Origin of the sequence: Exiguobacterium chiriqhucha RW-2 (assembly GCF_000416965.1) — a bacterium.
In the GTDB taxonomy this organism is placed as follows: Bacteria; Bacillota; Bacilli; order Exiguobacteriales; family Exiguobacteriaceae; genus Exiguobacterium; species Exiguobacterium chiriqhucha.
This window is the reverse complement of the sequence record NZ_ATCL01000014.1, coordinates 225602-242503: the sequence shown is the minus strand read 5'-3', so window position 1 is coordinate 242503 and position 16902 is coordinate 225602. Positions and strand designations below refer to the sequence as shown.

Annotated in this window: 20 protein-coding genes; 3 read left to right on the top strand and 17 right to left on the bottom strand. The window is 54.9% G+C overall.

Annotated features, from left to right (window positions below):
- Positions 1 to 108: 108 nt before the first annotated feature.
- The 5 genes from M467_RS20990 to glyA form a co-directional block, all read right to left on the bottom strand.
- The gene (locus M467_RS20990) at positions 109 to 1347 is read right to left on the bottom strand and encodes a sensor histidine kinase (protein ID WP_021066122.1); all 1239 of its coding nucleotides are present in this window, start codon (positions 1345 to 1347) and stop codon (positions 109 to 111) included.
- A gap of 1 nt (position 1348) precedes the next feature.
- Positions 1349 to 2026: a response regulator transcription factor gene (locus M467_RS20985; RefSeq protein WP_021066121.1), complete on the bottom strand. Its 678-nt coding sequence runs from the start codon at positions 2024 to 2026 to the stop codon at positions 1349 to 1351.
- A gap of 70 nt (positions 2027 to 2096) precedes the next feature.
- Positions 2097 to 2366 carry a hypothetical protein gene (locus tag M467_RS20980; RefSeq protein WP_144060654.1) on the bottom strand — a complete coding sequence of 90 codons (270 nt, stop codon included), beginning with the start codon at positions 2364 to 2366 and terminating at the stop codon, positions 2097 to 2099.
- Between the two features lie 108 nt (positions 2367 to 2474).
- Positions 2475 to 3401 carry a hypothetical protein gene (locus M467_RS20975; RefSeq protein WP_021066119.1) on the bottom strand — a complete coding sequence of 309 codons (927 nt, stop codon included), beginning with the start codon at positions 3399 to 3401 and terminating at the stop codon, positions 2475 to 2477.
- Positions 3402 to 3404: 3 nt separating this feature from the next.
- Positions 3405 to 4658: a serine hydroxymethyltransferase gene (glyA, locus tag M467_RS20970; RefSeq protein WP_021066118.1), complete on the bottom strand. Its 1254-nt coding sequence runs from the start codon at positions 4656 to 4658 to the stop codon at positions 3405 to 3407.
- 129 nt (positions 4659 to 4787) lie between these two features.
- Here glyA and M467_RS20965 point away from each other — a divergent pair, with 129 nt between their 5' ends.
- Positions 4788 to 5573 (top strand): alpha/beta hydrolase, encoded by a 786-nt coding sequence (locus M467_RS20965; RefSeq protein WP_021066117.1) that lies wholly within the window; start codon positions 4788 to 4790, stop codon positions 5571 to 5573.
- Between the two features lie 35 nt (positions 5574 to 5608).
- On the opposite strand, the gene M467_RS20960 is transcribed toward M467_RS20965, so the two are convergent.
- The 9 genes from M467_RS20960 to rho form a co-directional block, all read right to left on the bottom strand.
- Positions 5609 to 6151 carry a TIGR01440 family protein gene (locus M467_RS20960; protein ID WP_087576458.1) on the bottom strand — a complete coding sequence of 181 codons (543 nt, stop codon included), beginning with the start codon at positions 6149 to 6151 and terminating at the stop codon, positions 5609 to 5611.
- Positions 6148 to 6588 carry a ribose 5-phosphate isomerase B gene (gene rpiB / locus M467_RS20955; RefSeq protein WP_021066115.1) on the bottom strand — a complete coding sequence of 147 codons (441 nt, stop codon included), beginning with the start codon at positions 6586 to 6588 and terminating at the stop codon, positions 6148 to 6150. Before rpiB ends, M467_RS20960 begins: the two co-directional genes overlap by 4 nt.
- 4 nt (positions 6589 to 6592) lie before the next feature.
- The gene (locus M467_RS20950; protein WP_021066114.1) at positions 6593 to 7093 is read right to left on the bottom strand and encodes a low molecular weight protein arginine phosphatase; all 501 of its coding nucleotides are present in this window, start codon (positions 7091 to 7093) and stop codon (positions 6593 to 6595) included.
- A gap of 34 nt (positions 7094 to 7127) precedes the next feature.
- The gene (locus M467_RS20945; protein WP_021066113.1) at positions 7128 to 8126 is read right to left on the bottom strand and encodes an L-threonylcarbamoyladenylate synthase; all 999 of its coding nucleotides are present in this window, start codon (positions 8124 to 8126) and stop codon (positions 7128 to 7130) included.
- Complete coding sequence (gene prmC / locus M467_RS20940; RefSeq protein WP_021066112.1) at positions 8092 to 8964, bottom strand: peptide chain release factor N(5)-glutamine methyltransferase; 873 nt, start codon at positions 8962 to 8964, stop codon at positions 8092 to 8094. Before prmC ends, M467_RS20945 begins: the two co-directional genes overlap by 35 nt.
- Entirely contained in the window at positions 8964 to 10034 is a 1071-nt protein-coding gene (gene prfA / locus M467_RS20935) for a peptide chain release factor 1 (protein ID WP_029594669.1), read from the bottom strand. Before prfA ends, prmC begins: the two co-directional genes overlap by 1 nt.
- Before the next feature lie 79 nt (positions 10035 to 10113).
- Entirely contained in the window at positions 10114 to 10725 is a 612-nt protein-coding gene (locus M467_RS20930) for a thymidine kinase (RefSeq protein ID WP_021066110.1), read from the bottom strand.
- A gap of 137 nt (positions 10726 to 10862) precedes the next feature.
- A complete protein-coding gene (locus M467_RS20925) occupies positions 10863 to 11105 on the bottom strand; it encodes a type B 50S ribosomal protein L31 (protein ID WP_021066109.1) in 243 nt (80 codons plus the stop codon).
- 82 nt (positions 11106 to 11187) lie between these two features.
- Positions 11188 to 12528, bottom strand: a complete 1341-nt coding sequence (rho, locus tag M467_RS20920; protein ID WP_021066108.1) for a transcription termination factor Rho — start codon at positions 12526 to 12528, stop codon at positions 11188 to 11190.
- 378 nt (positions 12529 to 12906) lie between these two features.
- On the opposite strand from rho, the gene M467_RS20915 reads away from it, so the two are divergent.
- Positions 12907 to 13608 carry a C40 family peptidase gene (locus tag M467_RS20915; RefSeq protein ID WP_021066107.1) on the top strand — a complete coding sequence of 234 codons (702 nt, stop codon included), beginning with the start codon at positions 12907 to 12909 and terminating at the stop codon, positions 13606 to 13608.
- Between the two features lie 121 nt (positions 13609 to 13729).
- Entirely contained in the window at positions 13730 to 14128 is a 399-nt protein-coding gene (locus tag M467_RS20910; protein WP_021066106.1) for a hypothetical protein, read from the top strand.
- 9 nt (positions 14129 to 14137) lie between these two features.
- Here M467_RS20910 and M467_RS20905 read toward each other — a convergent pair whose 3' ends face one another.
- From M467_RS20905 to glpX, 3 genes are all read right to left on the bottom strand, one after another.
- The gene (locus tag M467_RS20905; RefSeq protein ID WP_021066105.1) at positions 14138 to 14908 is read right to left on the bottom strand and encodes an ABC transporter permease; all 771 of its coding nucleotides are present in this window, start codon (positions 14906 to 14908) and stop codon (positions 14138 to 14140) included.
- A complete protein-coding gene (locus M467_RS20900; protein WP_021066104.1) occupies positions 14898 to 15824 on the bottom strand; it encodes a daunorubicin resistance protein DrrA family ABC transporter ATP-binding protein in 927 nt (308 codons plus the stop codon). Before M467_RS20900 ends, M467_RS20905 begins: the two co-directional genes overlap by 11 nt.
- A gap of 101 nt (positions 15825 to 15925) precedes the next feature.
- Positions 15926 to 16894, bottom strand: coding sequence for a class II fructose-bisphosphatase (glpX, locus tag M467_RS20895; protein ID WP_029594665.1), 969 nt, complete (start codon positions 16892 to 16894; stop codon positions 15926 to 15928).
- Positions 16895 to 16902 lie beyond the last annotated feature (8 nt).

The window sequence follows — 16902 nt, the reverse complement described above, 5'->3', positions numbered from 1 at the left end:
CTCCTCGTTTCATGTGGTGAACTTGTTCTACATCTTCATCATAGAACGGTGACCTTAGAGCACCACGAGGATTCCATTAGAAAATGATGAGAATCTGCGAAAGTTTTGTCATTTTGTGACGTAGAAGACGCTGCCGTCCGGCGCGTTCGCATAACTGCCGACCGTCCAACCGTTCAAATCCGCCACTTCTTTGGCGATAGCAAGACCAAGTCCGCTGCCGCTCCGGTCCCGTGCCTCATCGAGTCGATAGAACCGGTCAAATAACCGTGCCCGTTCCTCCTCATTGAGCGTCGTCCCATGGTCGCGTACTTCGATGCGGTCCGGCGTCATCGTCACGCGTGTGTCAGTCGCATACTTCAAGCTGTTATCGATGAAGATGACGACAAGCCGTTGCAACGAATCACGATGACCGTGCCACTCACCCATCGCCTCGATCGGTACGTGGATACCGTGCGATCGTTCGAACCGTTCGGTCAATTGTTCGGCCAGCTCAGTCAACCCGATCGCCTCGGTCTCCACTTCTTTGAGCGAAGAGAAACGGCTCAATTCGAGCATCGGTTCAATCAAGTCCTCGCGCATTTGCCGCGATTCGGTCAAGATGTGGTCGATGGCCTCGTCACGAACGGCCGGGTCGCTCTGTCCCCAGCGCCGGAGCAGTTTGGCGTACCCTTCGATGACGGTGAGCGGCGTCTTCAGTTCATGTGAAACATCGGCGACGAAGCGGCGCTGTTGCTCCATCGACCCTTCGACCCGGTCAATCATCTGGTTGAAGCCGGTCGCGAGCGTCGAGACCTCGTCTCGGTTCGTCCCGACATCAATCGTCTCGAGCGTACCCGACTCGGTGATCCGTTCCATCGTCGACTCGAGACGGCGGAGTGGATCGAGCCCTTGCCTGACGATCCATAGGCTACCGAGGAACGTCATCGCCACCGCAATCAAGAAAATGATGAGAAAAATCGTGGCCAGCGTCTGGAGCGTCTCGCTCACGGCCGCGTCTTGAAACGCGTAGCCGAGCCCGTTCGACGTCGCGATGACGAACCAATCATCGACGAGCGCCGGTTCTCCGAAGTTGACGGGAAAACGTAAACTCTCTTCGGCCTGTCCGCCGATGATGCCCCAATCGCCGTTCGCTTGCCGTTCGAGCACGACACTGTCCTCGTGTAACGACAAGACGGCTTGTTGGTTCCGCTCGTCTTCCTCGAGCAAGCTGAGTGCTTGGCGCAAGACATCATAGCGGGCGTCGACGATCTGTTGACGCGAGACGAGCCAGGCGACACCGAACGAGGTGATTAAGAGGAACAACATGAACCCCGCCATCGCCAAGGCAATCTTCGTCCGTAGCTTCATCTTATTCACCACGCTTCAACATATAGCCGACGCCTCGGACCGTCTGAATCCAAGAACCGCCGAGTTTCTTCCGGACATAGCGGACGTACACATCGACGACGTTCGTGTCCCCGTAATAATCGAAGCCCCAGACGTGCTCGACGAGTTGGTCGCGTGTGAGCACGCGTTCGGGATGTTCGAGCAGATAGACGAGCAAATCGAACTCACGTCGGGTCAAGTCGACTTTTTGCCCCTCGCAGATCACTTCATGACGATTGACGTCGACGGTCAACCCTTCATAAGATAAGACCCGTTCGCTCGTATCGACTTGGACGTGTTGCCGCATCCGCAAGAACGCCCGAATCCGCGCAAGCAACTCTTCCATCTCGAACGGTTTCGTGATGTAATCGTCGGCCCCGAGGTCGAGACCGCTCACTTTGTCGTAGCGGTCCCCGCGTGCCGTCACCATCAATACCGGGAGAAGCGGCTGCTCTTCTTTGACGCGACGCACGACTTCAAGACCGCTCATCTGCGGCAGCATGACATCGAGCAACATGAGGTCAATCCCACCAGTGAGTGCCCGGTCGAGCCCGGCCCGCCCGTCATGGGCGACCTCGACTTGATAACCGGCATGCATGAGTTCAAGTTCGAGTAATCTGGCAATTTTAGCATCGTCTTCAACGACGAGAATCGTAGGCATTCCATTCATCCTTTCTCAAAAAAACGCCGAGCAGTCCGCCCGACGCATCATTTATGTGTTCCCGGATTCCTCAGTCAAAAAACGGACGAACTGCTTCTGGAATCGCTTGTTCGATGCGCAATTCGAGTGAATCGCCCATCCGGTCAAACGTCGTTTCAATCCCTTCCGCCTGAAACGCCAAATCAGTCCCGACTTGTGCGATTTGGTCGAGCCACGCGTTGCCGGTCAAGGTGAATAATAAGAACCCGGCGACACCTGCCGCCATGAGTGTTAATGCGAGCGCACCGACGGCCACTCCTCGAATCAATCTTCCAATCTTTCCTCTGCTAGTTGAGCGCATATGTCCCTCTCCCTTATCCTTTTTCTTTACTGTACGGGAGCGAGCTGAGAAAGTGCGGTGAAACAGATTAAAATTTGATGAGAAAAAAGGTCACAGCGCGCTGCGACCTCATTCTTCCTCGAGCACCGATTTGGCAATCGGAGCCCAATACGTCCCGTCCATGGCGGCGACTTCGGCGAGCGTCGTCCGGTACGTGTCGTCCCCAGCCTTCTTCTCGGCGATGCCTTTCATCCATAAGACGTCAGCTTTATATCCCGATTCTGGGTACGTCTCGACATAGGCGGCATAATCGACGATGTCCGCTTCGCCGAGTTTATTGTCGACGAGCAACCGATAAAACCCGACGGCCTGTTCCTGACCGGCTTTCGCCTTGCCGACGAGGAGCGCATCGGCTTCCTCGTACCGTTTGTCCGAGACGAGCGTCTCGACTTCACCGAGCGGGATGACGGCCGGTGCCTCAGGAGCTTCGGTCGTCTCGTCCTCGGTTTGGAGCGCCTCGTTCGCTTCCTCGAGTCGAGCAACTTCTTGTTCGAGCTCTTCTAACCGTTTCGCGAGCGCCTCGTCCTCCGTCACCGTTTCGACCCGTTCGTTTGATGCGGTCGGCGTCACGGGCGGCGGCTTCGAATCCGGCCAAAAGAGGAGTGCGACTAGACCGAGACCAACGACGAGCGGCAGACCGAGCCACGATTTGTTCCATTTGAAGGCGTTACGCCAAGCCGACAAGTCCGCATGACCGGTGACAGCCGGCGAGAACGAACGAAAGCGGCGCTTGGCCGCCTTCTTTCCGTTCGCCTTCACTTCGAGCGCAAGCCCGAGCCGATGAAACGCCGCCGGCACTTTCATTCCGAGAAGCGGTACAATCCGTTCACTTGCCTCGATATAATACCCGTGGTCGAGTAGCGTCGTCACGACCCCGAACTCGTTCGCGACGAGGCGAAACGTCGGGTCATGCTCGCCTTTTCGGACGAGCCATTCCGTCATATCGATGAGCGGCAGTTCCGCAAGTTCCCGATCTGCGAGTGTCCGTACGTCCATTCGTCAGCCTCGTTCAGGATAGAGCGAGAACTTCGACGTCAACGCGCGAACTGCTTCGTGCGCTTCCGCGAGCACTGCTTCATCTTCATGGTTCGTCAAGACGCGTCCGATCAAGCGAGCGACTTCACGCATATCGTCCTCTTTCAATCCGCGCGTCGTCATCGCGGCCGTCCCGAGACGAATCCCACTCGTGACGAACGGTGATGCCGGATCGAATGGAATCGTGTTCTTGTTGACCGTGATGCCGGCTGCGTCGAGCGCATGCTCGGCCGCTTTCCCGGTGATGTCGATGCCGCGGAGGTCGACGAGGAGAAGGTGGTTATCCGTACCGCCCGATACGATGCGGAGCCCTTCCTCTTCTAACCCTTGCGCGAGCACCTGTGCGTTCTTGATGACTTGTGCCTGATACTCTTTGAACTCAGGTTGGAGCGCTTCCCCGAACGCCACGGCCTTCGCCGCGATGACATGCATGAGCGGACCACCTTGAATCCCTGGGAAAATCGACTTGTCGATCGCCTTGGCGAACTCTTCTTTACAGAGAATCATGCCGCCGCGTGGACCGCGAAGTGTCTTGTGCGTCGTCGTCGTCACGAAATGCGCGTGCTCGACCGGGTTCGGATGAAGACCGGCCGCGACGAGACCCGCGATGTGGGCCATGTCGACCATGAGGTAGGCACCGACGCTATCGGCGATTTCACGGAACTTAGCGAAGTCGATCGTCCGCGGGTACGCCGATGCACCAGCGACGATGAGTTTTGGTTTATGTTCTTTCGCGAGGGCTGCGACAACGTCATAATCGATGTGTTCTGTCTCTTTGTCCACACCGTATTCGACGAAATTGTACTGAACGCCTGAGAAGTTGACCGGACTTCCGTGCGTCAAATGGCCACCGTGCGACAAGTTCATGCCGAGCACCGTGTCACCGGCTTCAAGGACTGTGAAGTAAACGGCCATGTTCGCTTGGGCACCCGAGTGCGGCTGAACGTTAGCGTGTTCTGCACCGAACAGCTCCTTGGCGCGGTCGCGGGCCAAGTTCTCGGCCACGTCGACGAACTCACAACCGCCGTAGTAGCGACGGCCTGGATAACCTTCCGCGTACTTGTTCGTGAGCACGCCGCCTTGCGCTTCCATGACTGCTTCTGAGACAAAATTCTCCGAGGCAATGAGTTCGATGTTCTCGCGTTGGCGACCGAGCTCGTGTTGCATCGCTTCAAACAATTCCGCATCCTGTACTTTCAACTTCGTCGTGTTTACCATGTTGAAACCCCCTCTGAATGTCTAAAAATCAACACCCCCATCGTAACATATGCTTCTTTTTTTGGGTATCGTCTAATCCACGGGCAAGTCGGGTATCATATGAAAGAAGACGATCAGAGGAGGCTACTTATGATTGAGACAAAACAAATTACCATCACCCCGTTCGAGCGCGAGCGGACGATTCGGATTTATACGCCGGCCGATTACGACATGTCGGATAAACGTTATCCCGTGCTCTATATGCATGACGGACAGAACGTGTTCGCCGACGAGGACGCGAGCTATAAGATGAGCTGGCGCGCCGGTGAGTATATGGACGCCTCGAAGCGCGACATCATCATCGTCGGCATCGACAGCGCCCCCGGCGAGATGCGACTCGACGAGTACGGTCCGTGGGAGAACCCGTACATCGGCGAGAGCTTGCTCGGTCAAGACGTGACGCTCGGCGGACAAGGATCAGCCTACATTGAATACATCGCCCAAGAGTTGAAGCCGATGATTGACGCGAACTATCGGACGAAGCCGGACGAGACGGCGATGATGGGCAGCTCGATGGGCGGCTTGATTTCGATTTACGCCGCTTGCGTCTATCCCGACGTCTTCAAGCGCGTGGCTTCATTGTCCTCGGCGTTCTGGTTCAACCAGACCGAGCTTGAGCAATTGATCGACGCGAGTGATTTGAACGGCGTCGAACGTCTGTATATGGACGTCGGCCGCAAAGAAGTCGAACAGCCGTCAGCGGACGGTCCGACGAACGAGATGTATCTCGAGTCGAGCGAGCGTGTCTACGCCCTGTTGCGCGACAAGGTCGAACATATCCGCTTCGAGGTCATCGAGGAAGGTGTCCATAACGAGCTCGCTTGGCGCGATCGGTTCCCGATGGTCATCTCATATTTGTTCAGTGAAGAGTTATAACGCAAAAGAAAGCCGGTCGCGCAGACCGGCTTTCTTTATTTTGCTGGGTAGTGGGCCCGTGGGCCGCCAATCAATTTCGGTCGCGTGATGGCGAACGTGACGTACGCCTCACCGAGCTGCTTCGCCGACAACCGGACCGGGATCGCGACCGGCTTCAAATGCATGCCGATCAGCGTCGATCCAATATCGATGCCGGCGTCCGCTTGAATCGATTCGACGACGCACGGGGCGTCGAAACGCTCGTACGCCTTCTCGGCCATCGCCCCGCCCGCCGCGCGGACCGGGACGACCGTCACTTCCGTCAACCCGAACTGTTTCAAGGTCCGTCGCTCGATCGTAAGGGCGCGATTGATATGTTCGCAGCCTTGAAAGGCGAGATGGACGCCGGTCTTGTCCCGAAACGCAAGGAACGCCTCGATCAAATCCGACGCCACATCAATCGAACCCGCTTTCCCGATCGTCTTGCCGACGACCTCGCTCGTCGAACAACCGATGACGAGCATCTTTTCCTCATCTAACGGAAACCGTTCATGCAACTCCGTCAATAAGTTCAAAAGCTCCGCCTTCATCGTCGTCACTTCGTTTCGTAAGCGCTCATCTTGTCGACACGGTTCGAGTGGCGTCCGCCTTCGAAGTCCGTATCGAGCCATGTCGCCACTAAGTCGAGTGCAAGACCCGGTCCGATGACGCGCTCGCCCATCGTCATGATGTTCGAGTCGTTATGTTGACGTGTCGCTTTTGCGCTGAACGAATCGTGTACGAGTGCCGCCCGGATGCCTTTCACTTTGTTGGCGGCAATGCCGATGCCGATTCCAGTCCCGCAAATCAAGATGCCACGGTCGAACTCACCAGCCGCGACTGCTTCGGCGACTGGAATGGCTACGTCCGGATAATCGATTGACTCGGCCGAGTGTGTCCCGAAGTCCTTATACTCGTGTCCAAGCTCTTCCAATAATCCGATGATGTCTTTCTTCAAATTGAATCCGCCATGATCGGCGCCGATTGCGATTTTCATTCCGTCATTCCCCCGTCTTCTTTGGTAGGCGTCTCGGTGGTTTCGTCACCTTTGACCCGTCATTCGTCAATTTTAGCACAAGTCGATTCACGAGTGGTTCGAGTTCGTTTCGGACTTGGCGGTAGACGTTCATCGACCCTCCGAACGGGTCGTTAATATCGCGCTCGAGTCCCGTGACGAACTCATATAATGTGAATGTGCGATCGGCCAAATCCGGATACGTATCCCGAATCTGTTCACGATGCGCCCGTGTCATCGTCAAGATGACGTCCGACCAGCGTCCGAGGACGTCGTCAAACGTTTGCGTCACGTGCTCGAGCTCAATTCCTCGTTCACGCAACACTTGGAGTGCATTTTCTGATGCGTCAAACCCTTGCATCGTCCGAAGTCCGGCTGAACGAATATCGAACTCGTCCCCCGTCACTTTCGAACGGAGCAGGGCCATCGCCATCGGGCTTCGGCATGTGTTCCCACTACATATGAATAATACGCGTTTCATCGACATCGCGTGATCCTCCTCTATGTCCTTAAGCCTCTTCCTATGGACGGATGACTTTACCGCCGGCCGCCTTGTAGAGGCGGTTATAAACGGCAAGAGCGACTCCCGTCGGTTCAATCCGATTCACGTAAATCTCTTCTACATCCGTCTCATCAAATTTACGCAACGCCTCGTATAGACGCTGGGCCGCCGTCTCCATCGAAGTGCCGAGAGAGAGGGTGACGTCAGCCGGGGTCGTCGCTTCATCGAACACGAGTGCGCCAACTCGCTTGCCCGCTTCCTGCCGCGCCATGACGACACGGACGAGGTCTTCACGTCCCCCTTCGACTAAATACAGGGGTGCGCTCGGGGCGTAATGGGTGTACTTCATTCCTGGTGATCGTGGCGCAGCTGTTTCATCGCTCAAGTTGGCATCGAGAATGACCGGGCCAATAACCGCTTCAATCGCTTCTTTCGTCACGCCGCCCGGACGTAAAATCGTCGCCGGTTCTGCCGTGCAATCGATTACGGTCGACTCGACGCCGATGCCTGTCGGTCCCCCATCCATAATACCCGCGATCCGACCGGTCAAATCATCTGCCACGTGCCGGGCCGACGTCGGTGATGGACGTCCCGAACGGTTCGCACTTGGTGCTGCCAGTCCAAGACCGGACGTGCGGATCAAGTCAAGTGCGGCCGGATGGTCCGGCATCCGCAATCCAATCGAATCCAGACCAGCCGTTACGAGTGACGACGCCCGACCGTTCGACGGTAAGATGATGGTCAAGGCACCGGGCCAAAACGCTTCCATCAAGCGTCTCGCGACCGGCGGGATGGTTTGCGCGAAATGTTCGGCCTGTTCGACCGTGGCGACGTGGACGATGAGCGGGTTATCCGACGGTCTTCCTTTCGCCTCGAAAATCTTTTTGATGGCGACATCGTTCGTCGCATCTCCGGCGAGTCCGTAGACAGTCTCCGTCGGGATGGCAATCACCTCGCCAGCCTTCAAGAGACGTACCCCTTCCTCAACTTCTGTCGGCTTGATCCATTTCGTTTCCATGCGCAATCCCTTCCCTCACGGCGTAGACGATTCGGTCTTTGCCGTTTATATCTTTTAAAATACCCGTTTCTGCTTCAGGATAACGTTCGGACAGGTACGATTTCACAACTTGTCCTTGATTATACCCGATTTCAAATGCAATCAATTGCCAATCGGCACACAGGACGCGCATCGAGTCGGCGATGATCGTTCGATAAAAGTCGAGCCCGTCCGCTCCGCCGAACAAGGCGAGGTGAGGCTCGAAGCCCGCTACCGTCTCATCGAGCAGTTCGTCCGCCTCGATATAAGGCGGATTTGAGACGAGGACGCGAATCGAGTTGTCGGCAATCGGCGCGAGGCAATCTCCTTCATGGAAGGACACATCCGCCCCGAGGGCCGCTGCATTACGCTCGGCGACAGCGATTGCTTCCCGGGAAATATCGACAGTTTGGACACGGACACCTAGCTCGAGACTGAGTGTGACGGCGATTGCGCCGCTGCCCGTCCCGATGTCGACGATCTCATCGTCGGAGACATTATGCACATGCTCGACGACCCATTCAATCAATTCTTCCGTTTCCGGACGCGGAATCAAGACGTCACGATTGACCTCGAACATCCGTCCATAAAACGGGGCGTGACCAATCAAGTGTTGGACCGGTTCACCTGCCAAGAGACGCTCGAACCCGGCGTCAAACGACTTCGCCTCTTCCGTCGTCAATTCATCGGACAAACGGATGAGTAGTTCCGTCCGATCGACGTCAAGGACGTGCATGAGCCACCACTCCGCCATCGAGACGTCGCGACCCGAGAGCGCGAGCTCCCGTTCTGCTTGTTTCAGCCTCGCCGCGATCCGCATCAATCGACATCCTCCATCAGACGGGCCTGTTCGTCCATGACGAGGGCGTCGATGATATCTTCAAGTTCCCCGGCGAGGACGCGGTCGAGCTTTTGGAGTGTCAGCCCGATGCGGTGGTCGGTCACACGGCTCTGCGGGAAGTTATACGTCCGAATCCGCTCTGAGCGGTCTCCCGTCCCGACGGCCGATTTGCGTTGCGCCGACAGTTCTTGTAGGTGTTCGCTTTGCATCTTGTCATACAGGCGGGCTCGGAGTACTTTGAGCGCCTTGTCTTTGTTTTTATGTTGCGACTTCTCGTCCTGACACGAGACGACGAGCCCCGATGGGATGTGCGTCAAGCGCACGGCCGATTGGGTCGTGTTGACCGACTGGCCGCCCGGTCCCGATGATGTGAACGTGTCGACACGGACGTCTTTCATGTCGATGTGCACTTCGACGTCCTCTGCTTCTGGCAACACGGCGACGGTCGCCGTCGACGTATGGATGCGTCCGCCCGACTCGGTCGATGGGACACGTTGGACCCGATGCGCCCCGTTCTCAAACTTCAGTTTCGAATAGGCACCCGTCCCGTTGATGAGGAACGTCACTTCTTTGAAACCGCCGAGTTCTGTATAGTTGGCGTCAATCAATTCGGCCTTCCAGTTCTGGCGTTCGGCGAACCGCGTGTACATCTTGTACAAATCGACCGCGAACAGTGCCGCCTCGTCCCCGCCGGCCGCCCCACGAATCTCGACGATGACGTTCTTGTCGTCATTCGGGTCTTTCGGTAACAGCAAGACGCGTAATTTCGCCTCGAGCGCCTTCACTTCCGGCTCGAGGAGTGACATCTCTTCTTTGGCGAGCTCGCGCATATCGGCATCGAGCGTGCGGTCCTCAAGCATCGCTTTTGCTTCTTTATACGCCGTGCTCGTCTCTTTATAGTGACGGTACGCCTGCACCGTTTCTTCGAGTTGCGACTGTTCTTTTGAATATTGTCGTAATTTATTCGCGTCGCTGAGCACTTCAGGGTCAGCGAGCATCTCATTTAATTGCATATAGCGTTCTTCTAATACGCTCAAACGGTCAAACATGATGATCCGTCCTTTCTCCGTCAAATCGAACTGTCTTCATTATAGCAAAAAACGAACCGCCAAGGGCGGTCCGTTAACGTCAGTCGGCCACTGTATGGCGGACTGGGCGTGGTTTATTCGGGACGTCGTGGCAATGACGGCAACGCGGTTCGTACGACTCGGAAGCGCCGACCAGGATGACCGGGTCTTCGAAACGCGCCGGTTCACCGTCAATCAATCGTTGTGTCCGAGAAGCTGGCGCCCCGCATGATAGACAGATGGCCTGCAGCTTCGTGACAAATTCGGCACGCGACAACAGCTCTGGCATCATCGTGAACGGCTCACCTCGGAAGTCCATGTCGAGGCCTGCGCAGATGACACGTTTGTCTTCTGACGCCAATTGCTCGATTACGTCGACGATCCCTTCGTCGAAAAACTGAACCTCGTCGATGGCGATGACTTGCGTCTCTTCACGTACCGCATCGTATAAGTCTTGACTTGATTGAATCGGCACAGCCACGACCGAGTTGCCACTGTGGGAAACGACGTTCTCTTCGTGGTACCGATCGTCGATTGCCGGTTTAAACACTTGGACAGGGATTTTCCCGTAGTGCGCCCGACGGACACGGCGGATCAGTTCCTCCGATTTCCCAGAAAACATACTCCCACAAATCACTTCTATCCAACCGTAACGGTTCGTCACATGCATCATTCTACTTCGCCCTCTCCTTCGTTAATCGCTTCCCGATTATACCCATCTTTTTCTCGAAGAAAAAGGGTTGACTTCTATCTAGAAAAAATAAAAACCGCCAAGGGCAATCCCTAGGCGGTGTGCATACAAGTTGACGATTAACGTTGGTACTTCTTGTTGAAGCGCTCGATACGACCGTCCGCAGATGCGAATTTCTGGCGACCTGTGTAGAACGGGTGCGAGTCAGAAGATACATCGACACGGATGAGTGGGTATTCGTTACCATCTTCCATCGTGATTGTCTCGTTAGAGTAACGAGTCGAACCAGAGATGAATTTGAACTCAGTCGTCGAGTCCATGAATACGACTTTACGGTATTCTGGGTGGATTCCTTGTTTCATTGCTTTTCAACTCCTTCTGCCCTAAGTATTCTTTCAACCTAGAGAAAGTTCACTAGAATATAATAGCACCCGGTTCACGGATTTACAAGTCCGTTTTCGTTTTTTTCACCGGGCGTCGACTCTTTTTCTTATCGGCTTCAAGCGCCGCAAAAAAGTCGAGGTTCGTTTTCGTTTCGCGGACACGGCGCAAGAACTGATCGACGAAGTCTGGCGACTCGTTCATCGTGCGACGAATCGTCCAAAGCGAATCGAGTTCGCCTTTGCCGAGCAACAATTCTTCCTTGCGCGTTCCCGAGCGACGAATGTCGATGGCCGGGAAAATCCGGCGTTCTGCCAGTTTGCGGTCGAGGTGCAGCTCCATGTTGCCTGTTCCTTTGAACTCTTCATAGATGACGTCATCCATGCGCGAACCCGTGTCGACGAGTGCCGTGCCAAGAATCGTCAAACTGCCGCCGTCCTCGATATTACGAGCCGCCCCGAAGAATTTCTTCGGTTTATGGAACGCGGCCGGGTCAATCCCGCCGGAGAGCGTCCGTCCGCTCGGCGGGACGGACAAGTTGTACGCCCGCGTCAGACGCGTGATTGAGTCGAGCAAGATGACGACGTCTTTCTTGTGTTCGACGAGGCGCATCGCCCGTTCGAGAACGAGTTCTGAGATGCGGGCATGGTTCTCCGGTGTCTCGTCAAACGTCGAGTAGGCGACGTCTGCGCCCGGCACCGAACGTTGGATATCCGTCACTTCTTCCGGCCGCTCATCAATCAACAGAATAATCAACTCGACGTTCGGATGGTTCGTCGTAATCGAATTGGCAATCTCTTTTAAGAGGGATGTCTTCCCTGCCTTAGGCGGCGCGACAATCAACCCTCGCTGCCCGAAGCCGACGGGAGCAATCATGTCCATGACACGGACCGACAAATGGTTCGGCTCCGTCTCGAGCACCATCTGTTGTTCCGGGTAAATCGGCGTGAGCGCCGGGAAGTAGTCCCGGTTGCGCGTCGAATCCGTCGTCTCTCCGTTGACCGCTTCGACGCTGAGAAGCCCTTGGAACCGTTCATTCTCTTTCGGCTTCCGGACTTTCCCCGTCACGAGGTCGCCGTTGCGGAGATTGAAGCGGCGGATTTGCGAAGCCGCGATATAAATGTCTTCAGACGATTGCGAGTAATTGATGGGGCGTAGGAAGCCAAAACCGCCATCGTTTTGCGACTGTGGGTTGGGCGGAATAATCTCAAGGATTCCTTCTAGGAAATAAAGATCTTTTGATTCTGCCTGGGATTTCAATATCCGGAACATGAGTTCACGCTTACGTGCCTCGCGATATTGAGGCACGTTCACTTCTTTCGCGATTTCATATAACTCTTTCAACGTCTTCGTCTCGAGTTCTCGAAGCGTATAGTTTTTAGCCGGTTCAGTCGTTTGACTCATTCAAGTCACCTGTCTTTCATGATTCTATATTTCAAAAACAAACGTTCAATCCTCATTCATCTAATCACACTTCTGTCAAACCGTCACTGTTTGAAAAACGGCTTCATGTCAGTCTATTCCCCTGTTGTTGAAAACATAACAGCCTTTTCGCGATGTATGTAACAAACAAGTCTCTATTCTCGCATATTGTTTCAAATATGTTACAAGAAAACTGTTTTTGTCTTGTGATTGAAAAATGCCATCGGTCTTGCGCATGATATAGTTTATTTGCACAGGAAACCGGGTAATATCCGCAACTTGTGCTCTAATCTTGTTAACACACATCGATCATATACAGCCACTTAGGGTTTTATTTTAAAAAACGGAGGGAAATACACTATGTTAAAGCGTTTCGCATCTATCATTGTCGCTGCCACTCTCGCTTTCTCGGGTCTTGCTTTCACAACAGGTGAACAAGCAGAAGCCGCTACCGGAAAATTCGCTTACTCGAAAGTTAACGGCTTGAACATCCGCACAGCACCGTCGCTCAGCTCGAAAGTCACGACAACGATGAACAAAGGCCAACGCTATACATACCTTGGTAAAGTTGGTTCGTTCTACAAAATCAACTACAAAGGGACTCACCGTTATATCTCAGCTTCATCTACTTACACGTACTTGAAAGCAAACACGAAGACAGCGACTGCGAAGAAAGTAACAACTGCTTCTGCATCAAGCGCTCGTACAAAACTTGTCGCTGAGTCGAAGAAGTACCTTGGTACACCTTACCGTTACGGCGGAACAACAACTTCTGGTTTTGACTGCTCAGGCTACACAGGTCACGTTTACAAGAAAGCCATCAACAAATCGATCCCACGTGATTCACGCTCGCAATACGCGAACTCGAAAAAAGTTTCGAAGTCAGCGATTCAAGCCGGCGACCTCGTGTTCTTCTCACACAACGGAAGCACGATCCAACACGTTGGAATGGCACTCAGCAAAACACAAATGATCAACTCTGAAACAGGCGGCGTTAAGTACGCAAGCTTCACATCAGGTTACTGGGCACCACGTTATGTCGGTGCAGGATCATACCTTTAATTCAAACGATCAAACGACCCGGTTCATCGGAACCGGGTCGTTTTTTTGTGTGTTCGTTCATCTTCCGTTCATCTGGCTTCGATACGATAAAGTCATCACGTTGAAGGGGTTGTGCTATGCCATGGAAAAGATTTGGAGTCTTCGTTTGATTCGCCTCGCCGCGCTGTTCGGTGTCATCGGGACGGCGCTCGGGTCGCATATGTCGGGTGCCGGCAGTTATGCCTTTCGCCCAATTCACGCCCATATTCTGCTTGCCGGTTGGTTATCGATCTTCGCCTGGGGCGTCTTCTATCGTTTATATGCGGTCCGGAACCAATTACTCGTCACGATGCACGGATGGACAGCCGTCATCGGATCAATCGGATTGACGAGCGGGATGTGGTTCTACACGATGAACCCGTTCCAATGGAATGAGACCGTCACTCTCGTCTATTTCATCATCGGGGGCACGGTCTCGTTAATCAGTTTTGTTCTCTTTTTGATTGTCACATTTATGATCGACCAGGACGAGCGGGTATGATTCCGCTCGTCATTTTTGTTTCAAAGCACCACGCGCGTTCGTCGCCGCGAACACGACCATGATGACGCTCATCGCCCCGGCGACGGCAAGTCCGGCCGATAACGCACCCCAGTCAATCGTTGGTTGCGTCAAGACGGCACGCATCCCTTCAAAAATATACGTCGTCGGATTGAACGTCGCCGCCACTTTGAGCCACTCCGCCTCAATCAACTCTTTCGGGACGAACGTCGTCGACAAGAAGATGAGCGGGAAGAACAATAGTGTCCCGGCTTGAGCCGCTTGCGCGTTACGTGTCTTCAACGCGACACCGACCGAGTAGCCGGCAAAACCGAGCCCGAACCCGATGGCGAGCAACACTGTGAACAAGAAGCCAGGCAGACCGACCGGGATTGACAAGCCGAGCAAGAACGCCACGCCAAAGATGAGGAGCGTCTGGACGAGCAGTTGCAGCATCCCGGCAATCATCGGGCCGAGCACGATCGCCGTTCGCGTCGCCGGCGTCAGGAGCAATCGAGCGAAATACCCGCTCTCGATATCCCGGACGAGCGCTTGACCGGTCCCCCCGGCGCCCCCGACCGCACCGGACACGATTGAGACGGGCAAGATGAAGTTCAAATATGCGCTTCCCTCAAACTGAGGAAGCGAGGCGACGCTCGACAATCCGCTGGTGTAAACGAGTAAAAAGAAAACCGAAATAATCAAGTTCGGGATGAACGAAAACGGATTTCGAATCGTCGTGACGAGGCTCCGCTTCGTGAAGAGCCATGTCTCAGTCCACATCAGGCACACCTCCTTCGTATGATTCGCCGGTCACTTTCAAAAAGACGTCATCGAGCGACGGCTGTTTCACGGTCAGGCGTTCCGGCTGGAGCGACCGTTCATCGAGCTGGCGCACGACTTCCATCAACGTATGGTCGACGAGCTCGAACGCCACGTCTTGCCCGGTCGCCGCATGACCGAACAGCGCAGCGGCTGCGGCCGCTTCTTGATTACTGTGGAACGTCATCGCAATCGTCTCGCCGCCAACGAGCCGTTTCAACGCCTCGGCCGTCCCTTCACTGACGATTTTCCCATGATTGATGATGGCAATCCGGTCGGCCAGTTCATCCGCTTCTTCTAAGTACTGGGTCGTCAAAAAAATCGTCGTGCCGAACTCCTCGTTGAGCCGTCTCACTTCGTTCCAAATCTCGATGCGGCTCGCCGGGTCGAGTCCGGTCGTCGGTTCATCTAAAAACAAGACGGTCGGTCGATGGACGAGCGTGAGCGCCAAATCGAGCCGACGCCGCATCCCGCCCGAATACGTACCGCTTCTCCGGTCAGCCGCTTCCGTGAGCGAGACGACACGGAGCAGTTCCTCGGCGCGCGTCTCCGCCTCTTGTTTTGTCATCTTGAATAACCGACCTTGCAGGACGAGCAGTTCTCGACCGGTCAACACTTTATCGATGCCGGTCTCTTGCAGGGCGACGCCAATCGACAGCCGGACGTCTTTCTCTTGTTTGACGACATCGAACCCGTTCACCCGCGCCTTGCCCTCAGTCGGACGGACGAGCGTCGTCAACATTTGCACCGTCGTCGATTTGCCGGCCCCGTTCGGTCCAAGGAAGGCGAAAATCTCCCCTTCTTGCACCGAAAACGAAATCCCATCGACGGCAGGAACGTCCCCGAACGTTTTGACGAGCGATTCCACTTCAATCATCACACACACCTCCTGACTTTCCATTCCCGTTCTAGCCATATATTAAATATGTAGGAACACATCAAAAAAGCTGTGGACGCGATGTCCACAGCTCGAGAGAATTAAGGTTTCATGACCATTTTCGGTTTTTTCTTCAATGAGTGGATGCCTTCGACGAAGCGGACCGTCCCTGACTTGGCACGCATGACGACCGAGTGCGTCTGACCGCCCTGTCCGGTGAACTGGACACCGCGGAGGAGCTCCCCGTCCGTCACGCCCGTCGCTGCGAAGATGCAGTCCTCGCCTTTGACGAGATCATCCAACAAGAGGATGCGGCCCGTATCGGCGATGCCCATGTCTTGGCAACGCTTCTCTTGGGCTTCGTCTTCAGGAAGCAGGCGACCTTGGAAGTCACCGCCGAGACACTTCATGGCGACGGCCGCGATGACGCCTTCCGGCGCACCGCCAGAGCCGAGCAACAAATCGACACCCGTTTTGGGGAACGCTGTGTTGATGGCCGCGGCCACGTCTCCATCAGGAATCAACTTGATGCGGGCACCCGTCGCACGGACGCGTTGAATCATCTCTTCATGACGGTCACGATGCAAAATCGTGACGACGACGTCTTCGACGTTCTTGTTCTTCGCTTTGGCGACGATGGCGATATTCTCTTCAATCGAATTGTCGAGACTGATCAATCCGGCCGCTTCAGGACCGACGGCAATCTTGTCCATATACATGTCCGGCGCGTGAAGAAGGTCACCGGCGTCAGCGACAGCGAGAACAGCAAGCGCTCCCCACGTCCCCGTTGCGACGATGCTCGTCCCTTCGAGCGGATCGACAGCGACGTCGAGGCGTGAGCCATAGCCGTTCCCAACTTTCTCACCGATATAAAGCATCGGTGCCTCGTCCATCTCACCTTCGCCGATGACGACGACTCCTTTCATCGGAATCGTATCGAACACTTCACGCATCGCGGTCGTTGCCGCGTCATCTGCCTCTTCTTTCAAGCCTTTACCCATCCAACGAGCCGAAGATAGCGCTGCCGCTTCTGTGACTCGGACCAATTCCATTGATAAACTACGTTCCACCCGAATTC

Excerpts from the sequence above, each read along its gene's own strand:
- M467_RS20990 (WP_021066122.1), bottom strand. The coding sequence starts at position 1,347 with ATGAAGCTACGGACGAAGATTGCCTTGGCGATGGCGGGGTTCATGTTG.
- M467_RS20985 (WP_021066121.1), bottom strand. The coding sequence starts at position 2,026 with ATGCCTACGATTCTCGTCGTTGAAGACGATGCTAAAATTGCCAGATTA.
- M467_RS20980 (WP_144060654.1), bottom strand. The coding sequence starts at position 2,366 with ATGCGCTCAACTAGCAGAGGAAAGATTGGAAGATTGATTCGAGGAGTG.
- M467_RS20975 (WP_021066119.1), bottom strand. The coding sequence starts at position 3,401 with ATGGACGTACGGACACTCGCAGATCGGGAACTTGCGGAACTGCCGCTC.
- glyA (WP_021066118.1), bottom strand. The coding sequence starts at position 4,658 with ATGGTAAACACGACGAAGTTGAAAGTACAGGATGCGGAATTGTTTGAA.
- M467_RS20965 (WP_021066117.1), top strand. The coding sequence starts at position 4,788 with ATGATTGAGACAAAACAAATTACCATCACCCCGTTCGAGCGCGAGCGG.
- rpiB (WP_021066115.1), bottom strand. The coding sequence starts at position 6,588 with ATGAAAATCGCAATCGGCGCCGATCATGGCGGATTCAATTTGAAGAAA.
- M467_RS20950 (WP_021066114.1), bottom strand. The coding sequence starts at position 7,093 with ATGTCGATGAAACGCGTATTATTCATATGTAGTGGGAACACATGCCGA.
- M467_RS20945 (WP_021066113.1), bottom strand. The coding sequence starts at position 8,126 with ATGGAAACGAAATGGATCAAGCCGACAGAAGTTGAGGAAGGGGTACGT.
- prmC (WP_021066112.1), bottom strand. The coding sequence starts at position 8,964 with ATGCGGATCGCGGCGAGGCTGAAACAAGCAGAACGGGAGCTCGCGCTC.
- prfA (WP_029594669.1), bottom strand. The coding sequence starts at position 10,034 with ATGTTTGACCGTTTGAGCGTATTAGAAGAACGCTATATGCAATTAAAT.
- M467_RS20930 (WP_021066110.1), bottom strand. The coding sequence starts at position 10,725 with ATGATGCATGTGACGAACCGTTACGGTTGGATAGAAGTGATTTGTGGG.
- M467_RS20925 (WP_021066109.1), bottom strand. The coding sequence starts at position 11,105 with ATGAAACAAGGAATCCACCCAGAATACCGTAAAGTCGTATTCATGGAC.
- rho (WP_021066108.1), bottom strand. The coding sequence starts at position 12,528 with ATGAGTCAAACGACTGAACCGGCTAAAAACTATACGCTTCGAGAACTC.
- M467_RS20915 (WP_021066107.1), top strand. The coding sequence starts at position 12,907 with ATGTTAAAGCGTTTCGCATCTATCATTGTCGCTGCCACTCTCGCTTTC.
- M467_RS20910 (WP_021066106.1), top strand. The coding sequence starts at position 13,730 with ATGGAAAAGATTTGGAGTCTTCGTTTGATTCGCCTCGCCGCGCTGTTC.
- M467_RS20905 (WP_021066105.1), bottom strand. The coding sequence starts at position 14,908 with ATGTGGACTGAGACATGGCTCTTCACGAAGCGGAGCCTCGTCACGACG.
- M467_RS20900 (WP_021066104.1), bottom strand. The coding sequence starts at position 15,824 with ATGATTGAAGTGGAATCGCTCGTCAAAACGTTCGGGGACGTTCCTGCC.